This window comes from Amycolatopsis viridis (genome assembly GCF_011758765.1).
Taxonomy (GTDB): Bacteria; Actinomycetota; Actinomycetes; order Mycobacteriales; family Pseudonocardiaceae; genus Amycolatopsis_E; species Amycolatopsis_E viridis.
The window spans coordinates 1129624-1143445 of the sequence record NZ_JAANOU010000001.1 but is presented as its reverse complement, the minus strand read 5'-3'; the positions used below and the strand labels follow the sequence as shown (position 1 = coordinate 1143445).

The following is a 13822-nucleotide window of genomic DNA, read 5'->3' as shown; positions in this document are numbered from 1 at the left end:
GCCCACGACTTCCGAGAGCGGCTGTTCCGGCTGGGAGAATCAGCTCGGAACAGCCGCTCTCGTCGTGCCGGAGCGGCTAGCGTGGCGGCATGAACCCGATCTGCATGACCTGCGGCATGCAGTACGCCGCGCCGCGGGAGGACTGCCCGATCTGCGAGGACGAGCGCCAGTACGTCCCGCCCTCGGGCCAGCAGTGGACCGACTTCGCCACGCTCCGGTCCGAACACGAGGCCCTCGTGCGGCCGGAGGGTGAGGGCATCACCGGCATCGGCTGCACCCCGAAGTTCGCCATCGGCCAGCGGGCGCTGCTCGTGGAGGCGGCGGGCGGCAACTTCCTCTGGGACCTCACGGCCTACCTGGACGACACCATCGCCGGGGAGATCGCCGCCCGCGGCGGCATCACCGGCATCGCGATCAGCCACCCGCACTACTACACCACGTGCGTGGAGTGGGCCCGAGCCTTCGACGTGCCGGTCTACCTGCACGAGCACGACCGGCAGTGGATCGGCCGCCCGGACGGGAGGATCGAGCTGTGGAGCGGGCGCACGAAGCGGATCAGCGACGAGCTGACCCTGATCAACCTGGGCGTGCACTTCGCCGGCGGCACCGTGCTGCACTGGTCCGGTGGCGAGCACGGTGAGGGCGCCCTGCTGTCCGGCGACATCGTGCAGGTCATCCCGGACCGGGAGTTCGTGGCCTTCATGTACAGCTACCCGAACCTCATCCCGGAACGGCCTGCCGTCGTGCGCCGCGCGGCGGAGATCCTCGCCGGCTACCGCTTCGAGGCGATCTACGGCGCGTGGTGGGACGCGGTGGTGCGCCGGGACGGCCACGAGGTCGTGCAGCGCTCGGCCAAGCGCTACCTGGAGTTCGTTTCGTAGGCGAGCCGTTCCAGCAGCGGCCGGACCCGCGGCGGCACCGGGGTCGACAGGGCCAGTGACGTCGAGGTGCGCCGCACGTCCGGCACGCTGACCACCGCGTCGATCACGCGCTGCAGGTCGTCGTGGTCGCGCGCCACCATGCGCACGAACAGGTCGCCCTGCCCGGTGGTGGCGTGCACCTCGCACACCTGCTCGATCGCCGCCAGCGCCTCCGCCACCGCCGTGCGCCTGCCCTGGGCGATCTCCAGGACGGCGAACGCGGTCAGTCCGTAGCCCATCGCGGCGAGGTCCAGCTCGGGCGGGAACCCGCCGAGGATGCCCTGCTCGGTCAGCCGGTCCAGGCGGGCCTGGACCGTGCCGCGGGCGACGCCGAGCCGGCGCGCGCACTCCAGCACGTTCAGCCGGGGCGCGTCGGTGAGCAGCAGCAACAACTTGGCGTCGAGCGCGTCCACCGCGACCTCCTGGTCAGATTGCGCATGTTGCCGGATCATCGTGGCCGACCACTGGACACAGTGTCCAGCGAACTGCGCTGGCGTTGCGCACGCAGCTCTTCGGCACTCGCTAGCCGACGACGGTGAACCCGGCGCGCTGGAGTTCGGTGCGAACCTCCTGGCAGTGCGCCGGCCCTCGGGTCTCCAGGTTGAGCGCGATCTCGACCTCGCCGAGGGCCAGTGCTCCGGAGATCCGCGAGTGTTCGACGTCGAGGACGTTCGCGCCGAGGTCCCGCACCCGGGACAGCACCGACACCAGCGAGCCCGGCCGGTCCGGCACGCGCAGCCGCAGCGCGAGGTAGCGCCCGCCGGCGGTCATGCCGTGCTGGATGATCTGCAGCAGCAGCAACGGGTCCACGTTCCCACCGGAGACCACAGCCACCACCGGCGCCGCGAACTCGCCCGGGTACTGCAACAGGGCGGCGACCGCCGCCGCGCCCGCGGGCTCGACCACCAGCTTGCGCCGTTCCAGGCACAGCAGCACGGCGCGGGACAGCGATTCCTCCGACACCGTGAGGACGTCATCGACCTTCGCCGCCACGTGCGCGTAGCTCACCGGGCCGGGCTGGCCGACCGCGATCCCGTCGGCCATGGTCTGCATCTCGCGCAACCGCACCGGTCCTCCCGCGGCGAGCGACGGGGGGTACGCCGCGGCGTCCTCGGCCTGCACCGCGACCACCCGCACGTCCGGCCGCGACGCCTTCACCGCGCACGCCACGCCTCCGACGAGCCCGCCCCCGCCGGTGGGCACCAGGACCGTGGCCGCTTCCGGTACCTGCTCCAGGATTTCCAGACCGACCGTGCCCTGCCCGGCGATGATGTCGGGGTGGTCGAAGGGGTGGATGAACACCGCCCCGGTCCGGTCGGCGAACGCGATCGCCTCGGCGAGGGCCTCCTCCAGCACGTCACCGTGCAGGTGCACGTCCGCGCCGTACCCGCGGGTGGCGGCCAGCTTCGGCAGCGGGGCACGGGTGGGCATGAACACCGTCGACGAGATGCCCAGCAGCGACGCCGCGAGCGCCACCCCCTGCGCGTGGTTGCCCGCGCTGGCGGCGACCACCCCGCGGGCCCGCTCCTCCGCGCTCAGGCCGTGCAGCCGCGTGTAGGCACCGCGGATCTTGAACGAACCGGTGCGTTGCAGGTTCTCGCACTTGAGGTGGACCGGCCCGCCGTGTGACTTTTCCAGATCCCGCGCGTGCTCCATGGGGGTCACGCGGGTGATGCCCGCGAGGAGCTTCCGCGCCGCACGGATGCGTTCGACGTCCACCAGATCCATATCCCGGATCATGCCACTCCGGCGGCGGCGGTTTCGGTACCCTGGAGCCGGTCAGGACGGCGAATCGGGAGTAGCCATGCCAGCGCGGAGCGAAACGGGCAGCAGAGTCCGGCGTGCCACGCGTGCGGCCGGACTGCTGCCGCTGGTCGCGGGCGTGACCTCGGCGCTGGCCCTCACCGGCGCGGCCGTCTACACGGTGGACCGGGCCGGCTGCGGCGATCCCGGCCAGTACATCCGCCACGACAACTACGTGGAACTGGTCGGCGGCTGCGTCGACCGGACGGACCTGCACAGCATCCGCACCGGCACCACGCCGGGCGAGGCGAAAACCGCCGAGCTGAACAACTACCGCCCCTGACGCTCCCGGCGTGCCGCGCACCGACGACCGAAGCCGCGGATCCGGAGGCTCGTCTCCCCGGTCCGGCGCCACAATCCGAACGGCAAACACACCGCCCGGAACGGCAAACACGCCACCCGCAGGGGCCAACACGCCACCCGGAACGGCGAACACGGCGGCCACCCGCGTGTTTGCCGCTGGCGGCGCCGTGTTTGCCGCTGGCGGCGCCGTGTTTGCCGCTGGCGGCGCCGTGTTGGGCGGTTGCGGCGCCGTGTTGGGCGGTTGCCCAAGCGGCGGAGCCGCGGGCGGGTGGGCCGCTAACCGGCACGCGTGGTTCCGCTACCCGCCCCGCGGCGCAAGCCACAGGCGGAACACGCCTCAGCCCAGCGCGGAGCGGAGGTCGTCGCTCAGGTCACGGGCGTCTTCGATGCCCACGGACAACCGCAGCAGGTCCTCCGGCACCTGGAGCATCGAGCCGACGACGCTCGCGTGCGTCATCTGGCCCGGGTGCTCGATGAGCGATTCGATGCCGCCGAGCGACTCGGCCAGGATGAACAGCGACGTGCGCGCCGCGGCGTCCAGGGCGGCCTGGTGACCGTCGGCGTGACGGAAGGAGACCATGCCGCCGAACCGGCGCATCTGCTTGGCCGCGAGGTCGTGGCCCGGGTGCCCGGGCAGGCCCGGGTAGTAGACCTCGGCGACCTTCGGGTGCGCCACCAGCATCTCGGCGATCTGCTCGGCGTTGTCGCAGTGCCGGTCCATCCGGACGGCGAGCGTCTTCAGGCCACGCAGGGTCAGCCAGGCGTCGAACGGGCCGGGCACCGCGCCGGCCGCGTTGCGCAGGAAGAACAGGTTCTCCCGCAGCTCGTCCTCGTTGGTGAGCACCGCGCCGCCGACGACGTCCGAGTGGCCGCCCAGGTACTTCGTGGTCGAGTGCACGACGATGTCCGCCCCGAGCGCCAGCGGCGTCTGCAGGTAGGGCGTGGCGAACGTGTTGTCCACGACGAGCCGGGCACCGGCGCCGTGCGCGATCTCCGCCAGCACCGCCAGGTCCGCGATGCCCAGCAGCGGGTTGGACGGCGACTCGCACCAGATCAGCTTCGTCTCGGGCTGGATCGCGGCGCGCACCTCGTCCGCGTTCGACAGGTCCGCGATGCCGTACTCGACGCCCCACAGCTTGAGGACCTTGTCGATCAGCCGGAAAGTGCCGCCGTACGCGTCGTTGCCCAGCACCAGGTGGTCGCCCGGGCGCAGCACGGTCCGCAGCACCGCGTCGGTGGCGGCCATGCCGGACGCGAACGCCAGGCCGTGCCGGGCACCCTCCAGCGAGGCGAGCGCCTCCTCCAGCGCGGTGCGCGTCGGGTTCGCCGTGCGCGAGTACTCGTAGTCACCCTCACGGGTGGCGCCGACACCGTCCTGTGCGTAGGTCGAGGTCTGGTAGATCGGCACGATGACCGCACCCGTCCGCGGGTCAGGCTCCTGACCTGCGTGGATGGCGCGTGTCTCGAAGCCTGCGGAGGAGAGGTCGTGGGTCATTGCCCCAGCCTACGACCAGCCGCGCGCCACCCACCGCCCGGTGGGCGGCAGGCTCGCCAGCACCAGCGTGCCGACCGCCGGGACGCACAACACGGCGATGTAGACCAGCGGCACGTCCCCGTCGACCAGCCCGAGGAAGTACACGCCGAACGCGCCGAGCACCAGCACCAGCAGGTACACCGCGAGCGCCGCGGCCGACCCGGCGATGGTCGCGGCGCGGCCGAACTCCCTGGGCAGGATCAGCCCGACCCCGCCGGTGACGAGGGTCGCGGCGAGCACCAGGTGCGCGGCGAACGTGAGCAGCCCACGCGCCAGGTCGTCGTCGCCGGCGAGCATCACCGCGCCACCGGCCACGCCGATGAGGTGGAACAGGCCACCGAGGAGGGCCAGGATCGCGGCGGTGATGCCGGTGCCGCCGCCGCGGGAGGTCGCGGCGGGTTCGGGAGGGGACGGAAAGGTCACCACTACCAACTACCAGCCGGGCGGTACCGCAGGTACCGGAAGGTGCCAGGAAGCAGCGCGAGCACGAACACGACCGGGCCGCCGACCGCGGCGCCGACCCGCACGAACGCGTCGTCGGGCGCGAACCGGAACATGGCCGCGAAGAAGTCCCCGAAGTAGCCGGGGTAGAGCAGGACCGGTTCGCCAACCACCGCGGCGACCGCGAGCAGACCGCCCGCCAGCAGCAGCACCGCACCGGCGACCGCCCGGAAGAACGTCGCCAGCGCGCCCACCAGCAGCACCAGCGCGGCCGCCGAATAGATCACGAGCACGACGCGCACCTTGCCGTCCATCCCGGCAAATCCGTAGTCGACGAAGAACTTCAACGGCAGGTACCCCAGCACCCCGGCGAGGACCAGCCCGAGAGCGCCGGCGAGGGTCGCGGTCACGGCACTGGGACGCGGCTCGTGGTCGTCGCGTCTGGTCACGGCGCCCCCAGGGGATCGAATCGGGTCGGCGCTCACCCTAGCGACGCCGGCACGGGGGCCGGCACCAGCCGGGCACAAGCCGATGCCCCCGGCACCGGGCCGGGGGCATCGACGGGAGAACTCAGCGGATCACCACTGCTGCGGCGGCTGCTGACCGGGCTGCCCGTAGGGGCCCGGCTGCTGCGGCTGCTGCGGCGGCTGGCCGTATCCGGGCTGCTGCCCGTACTGACCGGGCTGCGGCTGCCCGTAACCCGGCTGCTGGCCGTACTGGCCCGGCTGGCCCGGCTGGCCGAACTGCCCCGGCTGGCCGTATTGCCCCGGCTGGCCGTATTGCCCCGGCTGGCCGTATCCGGGCTGCTGGCCGTACTGGCCGGGCTGCGGGAAACCACCGCTGGCCGGGTTCGGCCCGCCCGGCTGACCGTACTGCGGCTGCCCGAACTGACCCGGGTGACCGGGCTGCGGGAACCCGCCGCTCGGCGGACCGCCGAACCCGCCGGGGCCACCGAAGCCGCCCGGGCCGGCCTGCCCGCCGCCGCCCTCGCCGAGGCCGACGAACTGCTTCGTCCCCGGGACGAGACCCAGGACGCCGATCGCCAGCAGGATGATCCCGAAGATCAGGTACATGATCGCCTTGCCGGGCACGTCCACCCGGCTCGGGAACGCGGTCATGAAGAGGATGGCGAACAGCAGCAGCAGGAAGCCGCCGACCGCGGTCAGGATCGGTGCGATCTTCCGGAGCGCGGCGCTGACCCGGCCGGCCAGCGCGATGAGCACACCACCGGCCAGTGCCGCGAGGGAACCGACCAAGATCATGATCAGGTAGAACCAGATCAGGCCCGGGCTCGGCAGCCCGAGGTTCGAGGCCTGCTCCTTGACGGTGTCGTAGAGCTTGGCGTAGTTGCTCGCGTCACCGAAATCGACCAGCACCAGGATGGCGGCGATCAGGCCCAGCAGCGCGGCGACACCACCGGCGATGTAACCGAACAGCGCGTTGTTCCCGGCGCCGCCACCCGGTCGGCCGTAACCCGGCGTCGCGAAATTCTGCGTCGGCTGGGCGAAGCCACCCGGCTGCGAGGGCGGGCCGTAGCCCTGCGGCGGCTGGCCGTACGGACCGGGCTGCTGCTGCCCGAACCCGGGCTGCTGCTGGCCGAAACCCTGCTGACCGAAGCCCTGCTGCGCGAAGCCCTGCTGCGGGTTCACCGCGCCCGGGTTGTCGGCCGCGCTGGGCGGCGGCGCGTACGGGATGCCGGGCGACTGCGAGCCCGGGGGCATCAGCTGCGTGGACTCCGCGCCCGACGTCTCGCCCGGGTTGACCTTCTGCGTGGCGTTCGGGTCGCCATCGGGCTGCACCACCTGAGTCGGCTCCGCGGTCTCACCGAACGAACCACCCTCGGACGGCTGCTGCGACTCGCCGGGCTGCACGACCTGGGTCGGTTCGGAGGAGTCGAACGGGTTGTCTGACTGTTGCTGGGGACCGCTCGGCGGACCCTGAGGCGGCTGACCGCCACCCCACGGCTGGTTGGGCGGCTGCGGAGCGCTCATGTGGGTCTTGAACCCCCTCGAGAGGAATGACAGTATGTGTTCACGTTGGTCTGGGTGGCCACACGCTATCGGATGCGACTGGTGGACGCTCGTAACGCCCCGGCGGTTCCGTGCGATGAAACCCGGTTCAGCGTCCGGCGAGGAAGCCCAGGAGGTCGTGCCTGGTCAGCACGCCGGCGGGCTTGCCGTCGACCAGAACGAGCGCGCCATCGGCACCGGAGAGCGCCTTCATCGCGGCGCCGACGCCCTCGCTCGCGCCGATCGTCGGCAGCGGCGGCGACATGTGCTTGTCCAGCCGGTCCGCGAGCTGGGCCTTCCCGGTGAACAGGGCCTCCAGCAGCTCCCGCTCGTTGACCGCGCCGACCACCTCGCCCGCCATCACCGGCGGTTCGGCGCTGACGACCGGCATCTGGCTGACGTCGAACTCGGACAGGATGGCAACGGCCTCGGCGACCGTCTCGTTCGGGTGCGTGTGCACGAGGTCGGGCAGCGACCCGGTCTTGGCGCGGAGCACGTCGCCGACCGTGGCGCCGGAGGAGTCCGGCTCGAGGAAGCCGTAGCCGGCCATCCACCGGTCGTTGAACACCTTGCCCAGGTAGCCGCGGCCGCCGTCGGGCAGGAGCACGACGACCACGTCGTCCGGGCCGAGTCGTTGCGCGAGCTTGAGCGCGGCGGCGACGGCCATCCCGCACGAGCCGCCGACCAGCAGGCCCTCCTCCAGGGCGAGGCGGCGGGTGGTCGAGAAGGACTCGGCGTCGGAAATGGAGATGATCTCGTCGGCGATGCCGCGGTCGTAGGTGTCCGGCCAGAAGTCCTCGCCGACGCCCTCGACCAGATAGGGACGGCCGGTGCCGCCGGAGTAGACCGAACCCTCGGGATCGGCGCCGATCACCTGCACCCGGCCCTGCGACGCCTCCTTGAGGTAACGGCCGGTACCGGAAATGGTGCCGCCGGTACCCACACCCGCCACGAAATGGGTGATCCGGCCCTCGGTCTGCCGCCAGATCTCCGGGCCGGTCGACTCGTAGTGGCTCGCCGGGTTCTCCTTGTTGGCGTACTGGTTGGGCTTCCAGGCGCCCTCGATCTCACGCACCAGCCGGTCGGAGACGGAGTAGTAGGAGTCCGGGTGCTCGGGCGGCACGGCCGTCGGGCACACGACGACGCGGGCGCCGTACGCCTTGAGCACGTTGCGCTTGTCCTCGCTCACCTTGTCCGGGCAGACGAAGACGCACTTGTAGCCCTTGCGCTGGGCGACCATCGCCAGGCCGACGCCGGTGTTGCCGGAGGTCGGTTCCACGATGGTGCCGCCGGGCCGCAGCTCGCCCGAGGCTTCGGCGGCTTCGACCATCCGCAGCGCGATGCGGTCCTTCACGCTGCCGCCCGGGTTGAAGTACTCCACCTTCGCCAGCACGAGCGGTGCCAGGCCCTCGGCGAGGGAGTTCAGCTTGACCAGCGGGGTGTTGCCCACGAGGTCTGCGATGTGCTCGACGTAGTCCACGCCCCCAGGGTAAGGGTGGTGGACGTCGCGCAGGGGTTTGACCGCGCGCTCCCAGGGTGCAGGATGTGGGTAAGCACGCGCTTAGCCCGACCCGAAGGAGTGTCCCGCCATGCCTGAAGCCGTCATCGTCTCCGCGGCGCGTTCGCCGATCGGCCGCGCCGGGAAGGGCTCGCTGGTGAGCATGCGGCCGGACGACCTGACCGTCCAGATGGTCCGCGCCGCGCTGGACAAGGTGCCGCAGCTGGACCCGCAGGACATCGACGACCTCATGCTCGGCTGCGGCCTGCCCGGTGGTGAGCAGGGCTTCAACATGGGCCGCGCCGTCGCGGTCCAGCTCGGGTACGACCACCTGCCCGGGTGCACCATCACCCGCTACTGCTCCTCCAGCCTGCAGACCACCCGGATGGCGTTGCACGCGATCAAGGCCGGCGAGGGTGACGTGTTCATCTCCGCCGGTGTGGAGACCGTGTCGCGGTTCGCGAAGGGCAGCTCCGACTCCTGGCCCGACACGCACAACCCCCTCTTCGCCGACGCCGAGGCCCGCACCGCGAAGGTCGCTGCCGAGGGCAGTGACACCTGGGTGGACCCGCGCGAGAACGGCGAGGTGCCCGACGTCTACATCGCGATGGGCCAGACCGCGGAGAACCTCGCCCGCCTGAAGAACGTCTCCCGCGAGGAGATGGACGAGTTCGGCGTGCGATCGCAGAACCTGGCCGAGAAGGCCATCGCGGACGGGTTCTGGGCCAAGGACATCACGCCGGTGACCCTGCCGGACGGCACGGTCGTGTCCAAGGACGACGGTCCCCGGCCGGGCGTGACGCTGGAGGGCGTGTCCGGCCTGAAGCCGGTGTTCCGCCCCGACGGCCGTGTCACCGCGGCCAACTGCTGCCCGCTCAACGACGGCGCCGCCGCGCTGGTGATCATGTCCGACACCAAGGCGAAGCAGCTCGGCATCACGCCGCTGGCGCGGGTCGTGTCGACCGGCGTGTCCGGCCTGTCGCCGGAGATCATGGGGTACGGCCCGGTCGAGGCGTCGCAGCGGGCGCTGGCCCGCGCCGGGATGTCGATCGGCGACATCGACCTGGTCGAGATCAACGAGGCGTTCGCGGCGCAGGTCATCCCGTCGTACCGGGACCTGGGCATCGACATCGACCGGCTGAACGTCAACGGCGGCGCGATCGCCGTCGGTCACCCGTTCGGCATGACCGGCGCCCGCATCACCTCGACGCTGATCAACTCGCTCCAGCACCACGACAAGCAGTGGGGCCTGGAGACGATGTGTGTCGGCGGCGGTCAGGGCATGGCCATGGTCATCGAGCGCCTCAGCTAGACCTCTCGGCAGCACACGGAAAAGGGGCCCGGCTCGGTGCCGGGCCCCTTCGTCGTGCGTCCTGGATCAGGCGCTGTCGCGGTTCTTCGCCACCGCGCACATGGTCGTGGCGGGCTCGGAGTAGGTGACCGCGCCGTCGGCCTTCACCCCGGTGCAGGCCGACTCGTCGGCCTGGCCGGTGACGATCTTGATGAACTCGATCTCGGCCGCCGGGTCGGTGCACGGGACGCGCTTGTAACCCGCGGTGTCGGAGGTGACGTTGGCGAAGCAGTCACCCTCGTGCGCGTTGATCATCAGGCACAGCTTGTAGTCGCCGCGGCCGGTGACGCTGTAGGTGTCGTAGTCGCCGGTGGGGCACTTCGACGACGCATCGTCCAGCTTCACCCCGACCTTGACGTTCGCCTCCTGGTCGCCGCAGTCGATCTTCGACGGCGTGTCGCCGCTCTTGGAGAACTCGGTGATGTGCAGGCAGTCGCCGACCGCCGCGCTGTCCGGGGAGTGCAGGACGGCAACGGCCGCCACGACGATCAGCCCGACGACAACGATCGGGGCGAGGACCAGCAACCACGGCGGCCGACGCTTGCGCTGCACCGGACGGCCGGGTGGCGGGCCGAACGGCTGCCCGGGCGGTGGACCGAACTGGCCGGGCGGCGGGAAGGCCGGCGGGGCCCCCGCGGGGTGGCCGGGCGGCGGACCGAACTGCCCGCCGGGCGCGCCGGGAGCGCCCTGGTTGCCGGCGGGCGGCTGGTTGCCGAACGGTGCCGGCTGCCCTCCAGGCGGAACCGGCGGTGGGGGGACGCTCACGCGGACCTCACAGATGTAAAGGGACGAGACAACGCCTCGTATCAAACACCGCGTAGCCGCCTTGGCGATCACCGCCCCACGGAAGGGTGACGAAAAACAAGGAGGACACCCGGCTGGTCACCGGATGTCCTCCTGAGGAACGGGAAAGCGCCGAGGAACCGCTAGTCGTTCTGCAGGTACGACAGCAGGCGCAGGATCTCCAGGTAGAGCCAGACCAGCGTGGTCATCAGGCCGAAGGCGGCGAACCACGCCCACCTGGCCGGCATGCCCTGGCGGATCATCTGGTCCGTCATGTCGAAGTCGAGCAGGAAGTTGAACGCCGCGATGCCGATCACGAGCAGGCTGAAGATGATCGCGAGCGGGTGACCGTCCCGCAGGCCGGTGTTCACCCCGAACAGGCTCATGATCAGGTTGAACAGCATCAGGATCGCAGCACCGGCCGTCGCACCGATGATCCACTTGGTGAGCTTCGGCGTGACCTTCACCGCACCGGTCTTGTAGACCACCAGCATCGTGATGAACACGCCCGCCGTGCCGACGATCGCCTGCAGCGCGATGCCCGGGTAGATGAACTCGAACAGCCCGGTGATCGCACCGAGGAAGACACCTTCGGCCGCCGAGTACAGCAGCGTCATCGGGCCGCTCGGCTTCCGCCGGAAGATCATGATCAGCGACAGCACGAGACCGACGAGCATGCCGCCGACCATCAGCCCCAGGACCGGGCCGAGCGCGCGCGCATGGGCCTGGGACATCGCCCAGGTGGCGGCGAGCACGCCGGTGATCAGGGCGGTGGCCAGGCTCGCACCGGTTTTGATGACCACGTCGTCGACCGTCATGGGGCGTTCGGCCGACGGCGCCTGGGGGCCGCCGTAGCCGGACGGCATGCCGTACCCGGGCATGCCCTGGGGCTGGTTGAAGCCTACGTTCGGCCCGTAGGAGCCGTATCCCGCGCCGCCGGTAGGCAGGTTGCGGAACGCTGGGTTGCTTGTGGAACGCACCTGATCCTCCTGGATCTACTGGCACCTGCATCGGGTTCAACGTCGGCAGCGCCCTGCCGGTTCCCGTCAAGTAAAGACGACTTTACCCTCGCCCGGTGATCACCGGGGGAACCCCGTGCACTAGGACTGTGGTCAAGGCCCGCCGCGCTGACGCACAATGCAGCCGGTCGGGGCAGGCACGGCGGAGGGCAGGCACATGACCGGGTATCTCGTCACGGGGGCCACCGGGCTGATCGGGCGCCACTTCACCCCGCTGCTGCTCGCGCGGGAGGACGTCGAGCGGGTGTTCCTCCTGGTGCGCGAGAAGTCGCGGGAGCGGCTGACCGACCTGGTCAGCGGCTGGCCGCACCCGGAGAAGGTCACCCTCGTCGACGGCGACATCGGCCGGGAGGGCCTGGGCGTCGGCGAGGACGTGCGCGCCGGGCTGCGCGGCAAGGTGGACGGGCTGGTGCACCTCGCCGCGCTCTACGACCTCACCGCCGACGACGCGACCAGCGTCAAGGCCAACGTCGACGGCACCCGGCACGTGCTCGGGCTGGCCGCCGACATCGGCGCCGGCTGCCTGCACCACGTCTCGTCCGTGGCCGTGGCCGGTGACCACGAGGGCGTGTTCACCGAGGAGATGTTCGACGTCGGCCAGCGCCTGCCCACCCCGTACCACCGGACGAAGTTCGAGGCCGAGCGGATCGTCCGGCAGCAGTCCGAGGTGCCGTGGCGGGTGTACCGGCCCGCCGTGGTGGTGGGCCACTCGCAGACCGGCGAGATGGACAAGATCGACGGGCCGTACTACCTGTTCCCCGCGATCAGCAGGCTCGCCGCGCTGCCGGACGTGCCGCTCGCCGGGCCCGACCTGGGCGACACGAACGTCGTCCCCGTCGACTACGTGGCCAGGGCGCTGCTGGAACTCGTCGTCCGGCCCGGGCTGGACGGGCGCGCGTTCCACCTGGTCAGCCCCGAACCGCAGTCGGTGGTGTGCGTCTACAACGCGTTCGCTCGCGCGGCCGGCGCGCCGACGATCAACCTGGAACTCGACCGGCGGCTCTCCCGCGGCCTGCTGAAGCTGGCCCGGCTGAGCGAGCACGTGCCCGGGTTCACCATCACCCGGGACGCGTTCCTGGAGCGCCTGGGCATCCCGGCCGTCCTGCTGGACACGCTGTCGTTCCCGTCGGTCTTCGCCTCCGCGGCGACCCGCAAGGAGCTGGCCGCCGGCGGGATCGACGTGCCGCGGATCGAGGACTACGCGCCGGTGCTGTGGCGGTACTGGCGCGAGCACCTCGACCCGTTCCGCGCGCGCAAGCACGGGCCGCGCGGCGAGCTGGACGGCCGGCGCGTGATCATCACCGGCGCCTCGTCCGGCATCGGGCGGGCGACCGCGCTGAAGGTCGCCGCGGAGGGCGGGGTCCCGCTGCTCGTCGCGCGGCGGGAGGCGGAGCTGACGGAAGTCCGGGACGAGATCGTCGCCGCCGGCGGGTCCGCCTCGGTCTACCCGGCGGACCTCACCGACGAGGAGGCCGTGCGCAAGATCGTCGACCAGATGCTGGCCGACCACGGCCGCATCGACATGCTGGTGAACAACGCCGGCCGGTCGATCCGGCGCTCGATCAAGCTGTCCTTCGACCGCTTCCACGACTACGAGCGCGCGATGGCGATCAACTACTTCGGCGCGGTGCGGCTGATCCTCGCGGTGCTGCCGCACATGGCGGAGCGGAAGTTCGGGCACATCGTCAACGTGTCGTCGATCGGGGTGCAGGGCATCGCGCCGCGCTTCTCCGCCTACGTCGCGTCGAAGGCGGCGCTCGACTACTTCAGCAAGATCGCGGCGACCGAGACGCACGGCGACGGCATCACCTTCACCACCATCCACATGCCGCTGGTCCGCACGCCGATGATCCGGCCGACGAAGATCTACGACGCGTTCCCGACGAAATCGCCGGACCAGGCCGCGGCCATGGTGGTGCGGGCGCTGAAGAACCGGCCCAAGCACATCGGCACCCCGGAGGGGTACCTGATCCAGGCGGCCTACACGCTGCTGCCCGGCCTGGTCGACGCGATCGCCTACGAGGGGTACCGGGTCTTCCCCGACTCGGCGGCGGCCGGTGGCGGCGGCGAGCTGCGCATCGGCAAGGGCGAGCGGCACCTGTCCCGCGCGGCGAACGCCCTGATCAAACTGACCAGGGGATTCCACTGGTGAGTGACACAC

At 71.2% G+C, this 13822-nt stretch carries 13 protein-coding genes; 4 read left to right on the top strand and 9 right to left on the bottom strand.

The window, feature by feature from the left end; translation table 11 throughout:
• Positions 1-89: 89 nt before the first annotated feature.
• Positions 90-881: an MBL fold metallo-hydrolase gene (locus tag FHX46_RS05745; RefSeq protein WP_167111307.1), complete on the top strand. Its 792-nt coding sequence runs from the start codon at positions 90-92 to the stop codon at positions 879-881.
• Here FHX46_RS05745 and FHX46_RS05740 read toward each other — a convergent pair.
• Both FHX46_RS05740 and ilvA read right to left on the bottom strand, forming a co-directional pair.
• Positions 860-1372 (bottom strand): Lrp/AsnC family transcriptional regulator, encoded by a 513-nt coding sequence (locus FHX46_RS05740; protein WP_167111306.1) that lies wholly within the window; start codon positions 1370-1372, stop codon positions 860-862. The genes FHX46_RS05745 and FHX46_RS05740 overlap by 22 nt on opposite strands.
• A 70-nt stretch (positions 1373-1442) precedes the next feature.
• A complete protein-coding gene (gene ilvA, locus FHX46_RS05735) occupies positions 1443-2648 on the bottom strand; it encodes a threonine ammonia-lyase (protein ID WP_167111304.1) in 1206 nt (401 codons plus the stop codon).
• A 76-nt stretch (positions 2649-2724) separates the two neighbouring features.
• Here ilvA and FHX46_RS05730 point away from each other — a divergent pair, with 76 nt between their 5' ends.
• Positions 2725-3006: a hypothetical protein gene (locus FHX46_RS05730; protein ID WP_167111302.1), complete on the top strand. Its 282-nt coding sequence runs from the start codon at positions 2725-2727 to the stop codon at positions 3004-3006.
• Positions 3007-3363: 357 nt separating this feature from the next.
• Here FHX46_RS05730 and FHX46_RS05725 read toward each other — a convergent pair whose 3' ends face one another.
• The 5 genes from FHX46_RS05725 to FHX46_RS05705 all read right to left on the bottom strand — a co-directional run bounded on the left by FHX46_RS05725 (position 3364) and on the right by FHX46_RS05705 (position 8490).
• Entirely contained in the window at positions 3364-4521 is a 1158-nt protein-coding gene (locus FHX46_RS05725) for a cystathionine gamma-synthase (RefSeq protein ID WP_167111300.1), read from the bottom strand.
• A gap of 9 nt (positions 4522-4530) precedes the next feature.
• Entirely contained in the window at positions 4531-4983 is a 453-nt protein-coding gene (locus FHX46_RS05720; protein ID WP_313886037.1) for a hypothetical protein, read from the bottom strand.
• A 2-nt stretch (positions 4984-4985) separates the two neighbouring features.
• Complete coding sequence (locus FHX46_RS05715; RefSeq protein ID WP_167111296.1) at positions 4986-5450, bottom strand: hypothetical protein; 465 nt, start codon at positions 5448-5450, stop codon at positions 4986-4988.
• 129 nt (positions 5451-5579) lie between these two features.
• Positions 5580-6872: a DUF4064 domain-containing protein gene (locus tag FHX46_RS05710; RefSeq protein ID WP_167121168.1), complete on the bottom strand. Its 1293-nt coding sequence runs from the start codon at positions 6870-6872 to the stop codon at positions 5580-5582.
• Positions 6873-7119: 247 nt separating this feature from the next.
• A complete protein-coding gene (locus FHX46_RS05705; protein WP_167111294.1) occupies positions 7120-8490 on the bottom strand; it encodes a cystathionine beta-synthase in 1371 nt (456 codons plus the stop codon).
• Positions 8491-8599: 109 nt separating this feature from the next.
• Here FHX46_RS05705 and FHX46_RS05700 point away from each other — a divergent pair, with 109 nt between their 5' ends.
• The gene (locus FHX46_RS05700) at positions 8600-9820 is read left to right on the top strand and encodes an acetyl-CoA C-acetyltransferase (RefSeq protein WP_167111292.1); all 1221 of its coding nucleotides are present in this window, start codon (positions 8600-8602) and stop codon (positions 9818-9820) included.
• Between the two features lie 66 nt (positions 9821-9886).
• On the opposite strand, the gene FHX46_RS05695 is transcribed toward FHX46_RS05700, so the two are convergent.
• On the bottom strand, positions 9887-10624 hold the full coding sequence (locus tag FHX46_RS05695) for an LppU/SCO3897 family protein (protein ID WP_167111290.1): 738 nt from the start codon (positions 10622-10624) through the stop codon (positions 9887-9889).
• Positions 10625-10785: 161 nt separating this feature from the next.
• Positions 10786-11622 carry a Bax inhibitor-1/YccA family protein gene (locus tag FHX46_RS05690; protein ID WP_167111288.1) on the bottom strand — a complete coding sequence of 279 codons (837 nt, stop codon included), beginning with the start codon at positions 11620-11622 and terminating at the stop codon, positions 10786-10788.
• A 196-nt stretch (positions 11623-11818) separates the two neighbouring features.
• Here FHX46_RS05690 and FHX46_RS05685 point away from each other — a divergent pair, with 196 nt between their 5' ends.
• The gene (locus FHX46_RS05685; RefSeq protein WP_167111286.1) at positions 11819-13813 is read left to right on the top strand and encodes an SDR family oxidoreductase; all 1995 of its coding nucleotides are present in this window, start codon (positions 11819-11821) and stop codon (positions 13811-13813) included.
• Positions 13814-13822 lie beyond the last annotated feature (9 nt).

Excerpts from the sequence above, each read along its gene's own strand:
- FHX46_RS05745 (WP_167111307.1), top strand. The coding sequence starts at position 90 with ATGAACCCGATCTGCATGACCTGCGGCATGCAGTACGCCGCGCCGCGG.
- FHX46_RS05740 (WP_167111306.1), bottom strand. The coding sequence starts at position 1,372 with ATGATCCGGCAACATGCGCAATCTGACCAGGAGGTCGCGGTGGACGCG.
- ilvA (WP_167111304.1), bottom strand. The coding sequence starts at position 2,648 with ATGGATCTGGTGGACGTCGAACGCATCCGTGCGGCGCGGAAGCTCCTC.
- FHX46_RS05730 (WP_167111302.1), top strand. The coding sequence starts at position 2,725 with ATGCCAGCGCGGAGCGAAACGGGCAGCAGAGTCCGGCGTGCCACGCGT.
- FHX46_RS05725 (WP_167111300.1), bottom strand. The coding sequence starts at position 4,521 with ATGACCCACGACCTCTCCTCCGCAGGCTTCGAGACACGCGCCATCCAC.
- FHX46_RS05700 (WP_167111292.1), top strand. The coding sequence starts at position 8,600 with ATGCCTGAAGCCGTCATCGTCTCCGCGGCGCGTTCGCCGATCGGCCGC.
- FHX46_RS05685 (WP_167111286.1), top strand. The coding sequence starts at position 11,819 with ATGACCGGGTATCTCGTCACGGGGGCCACCGGGCTGATCGGGCGCCAC.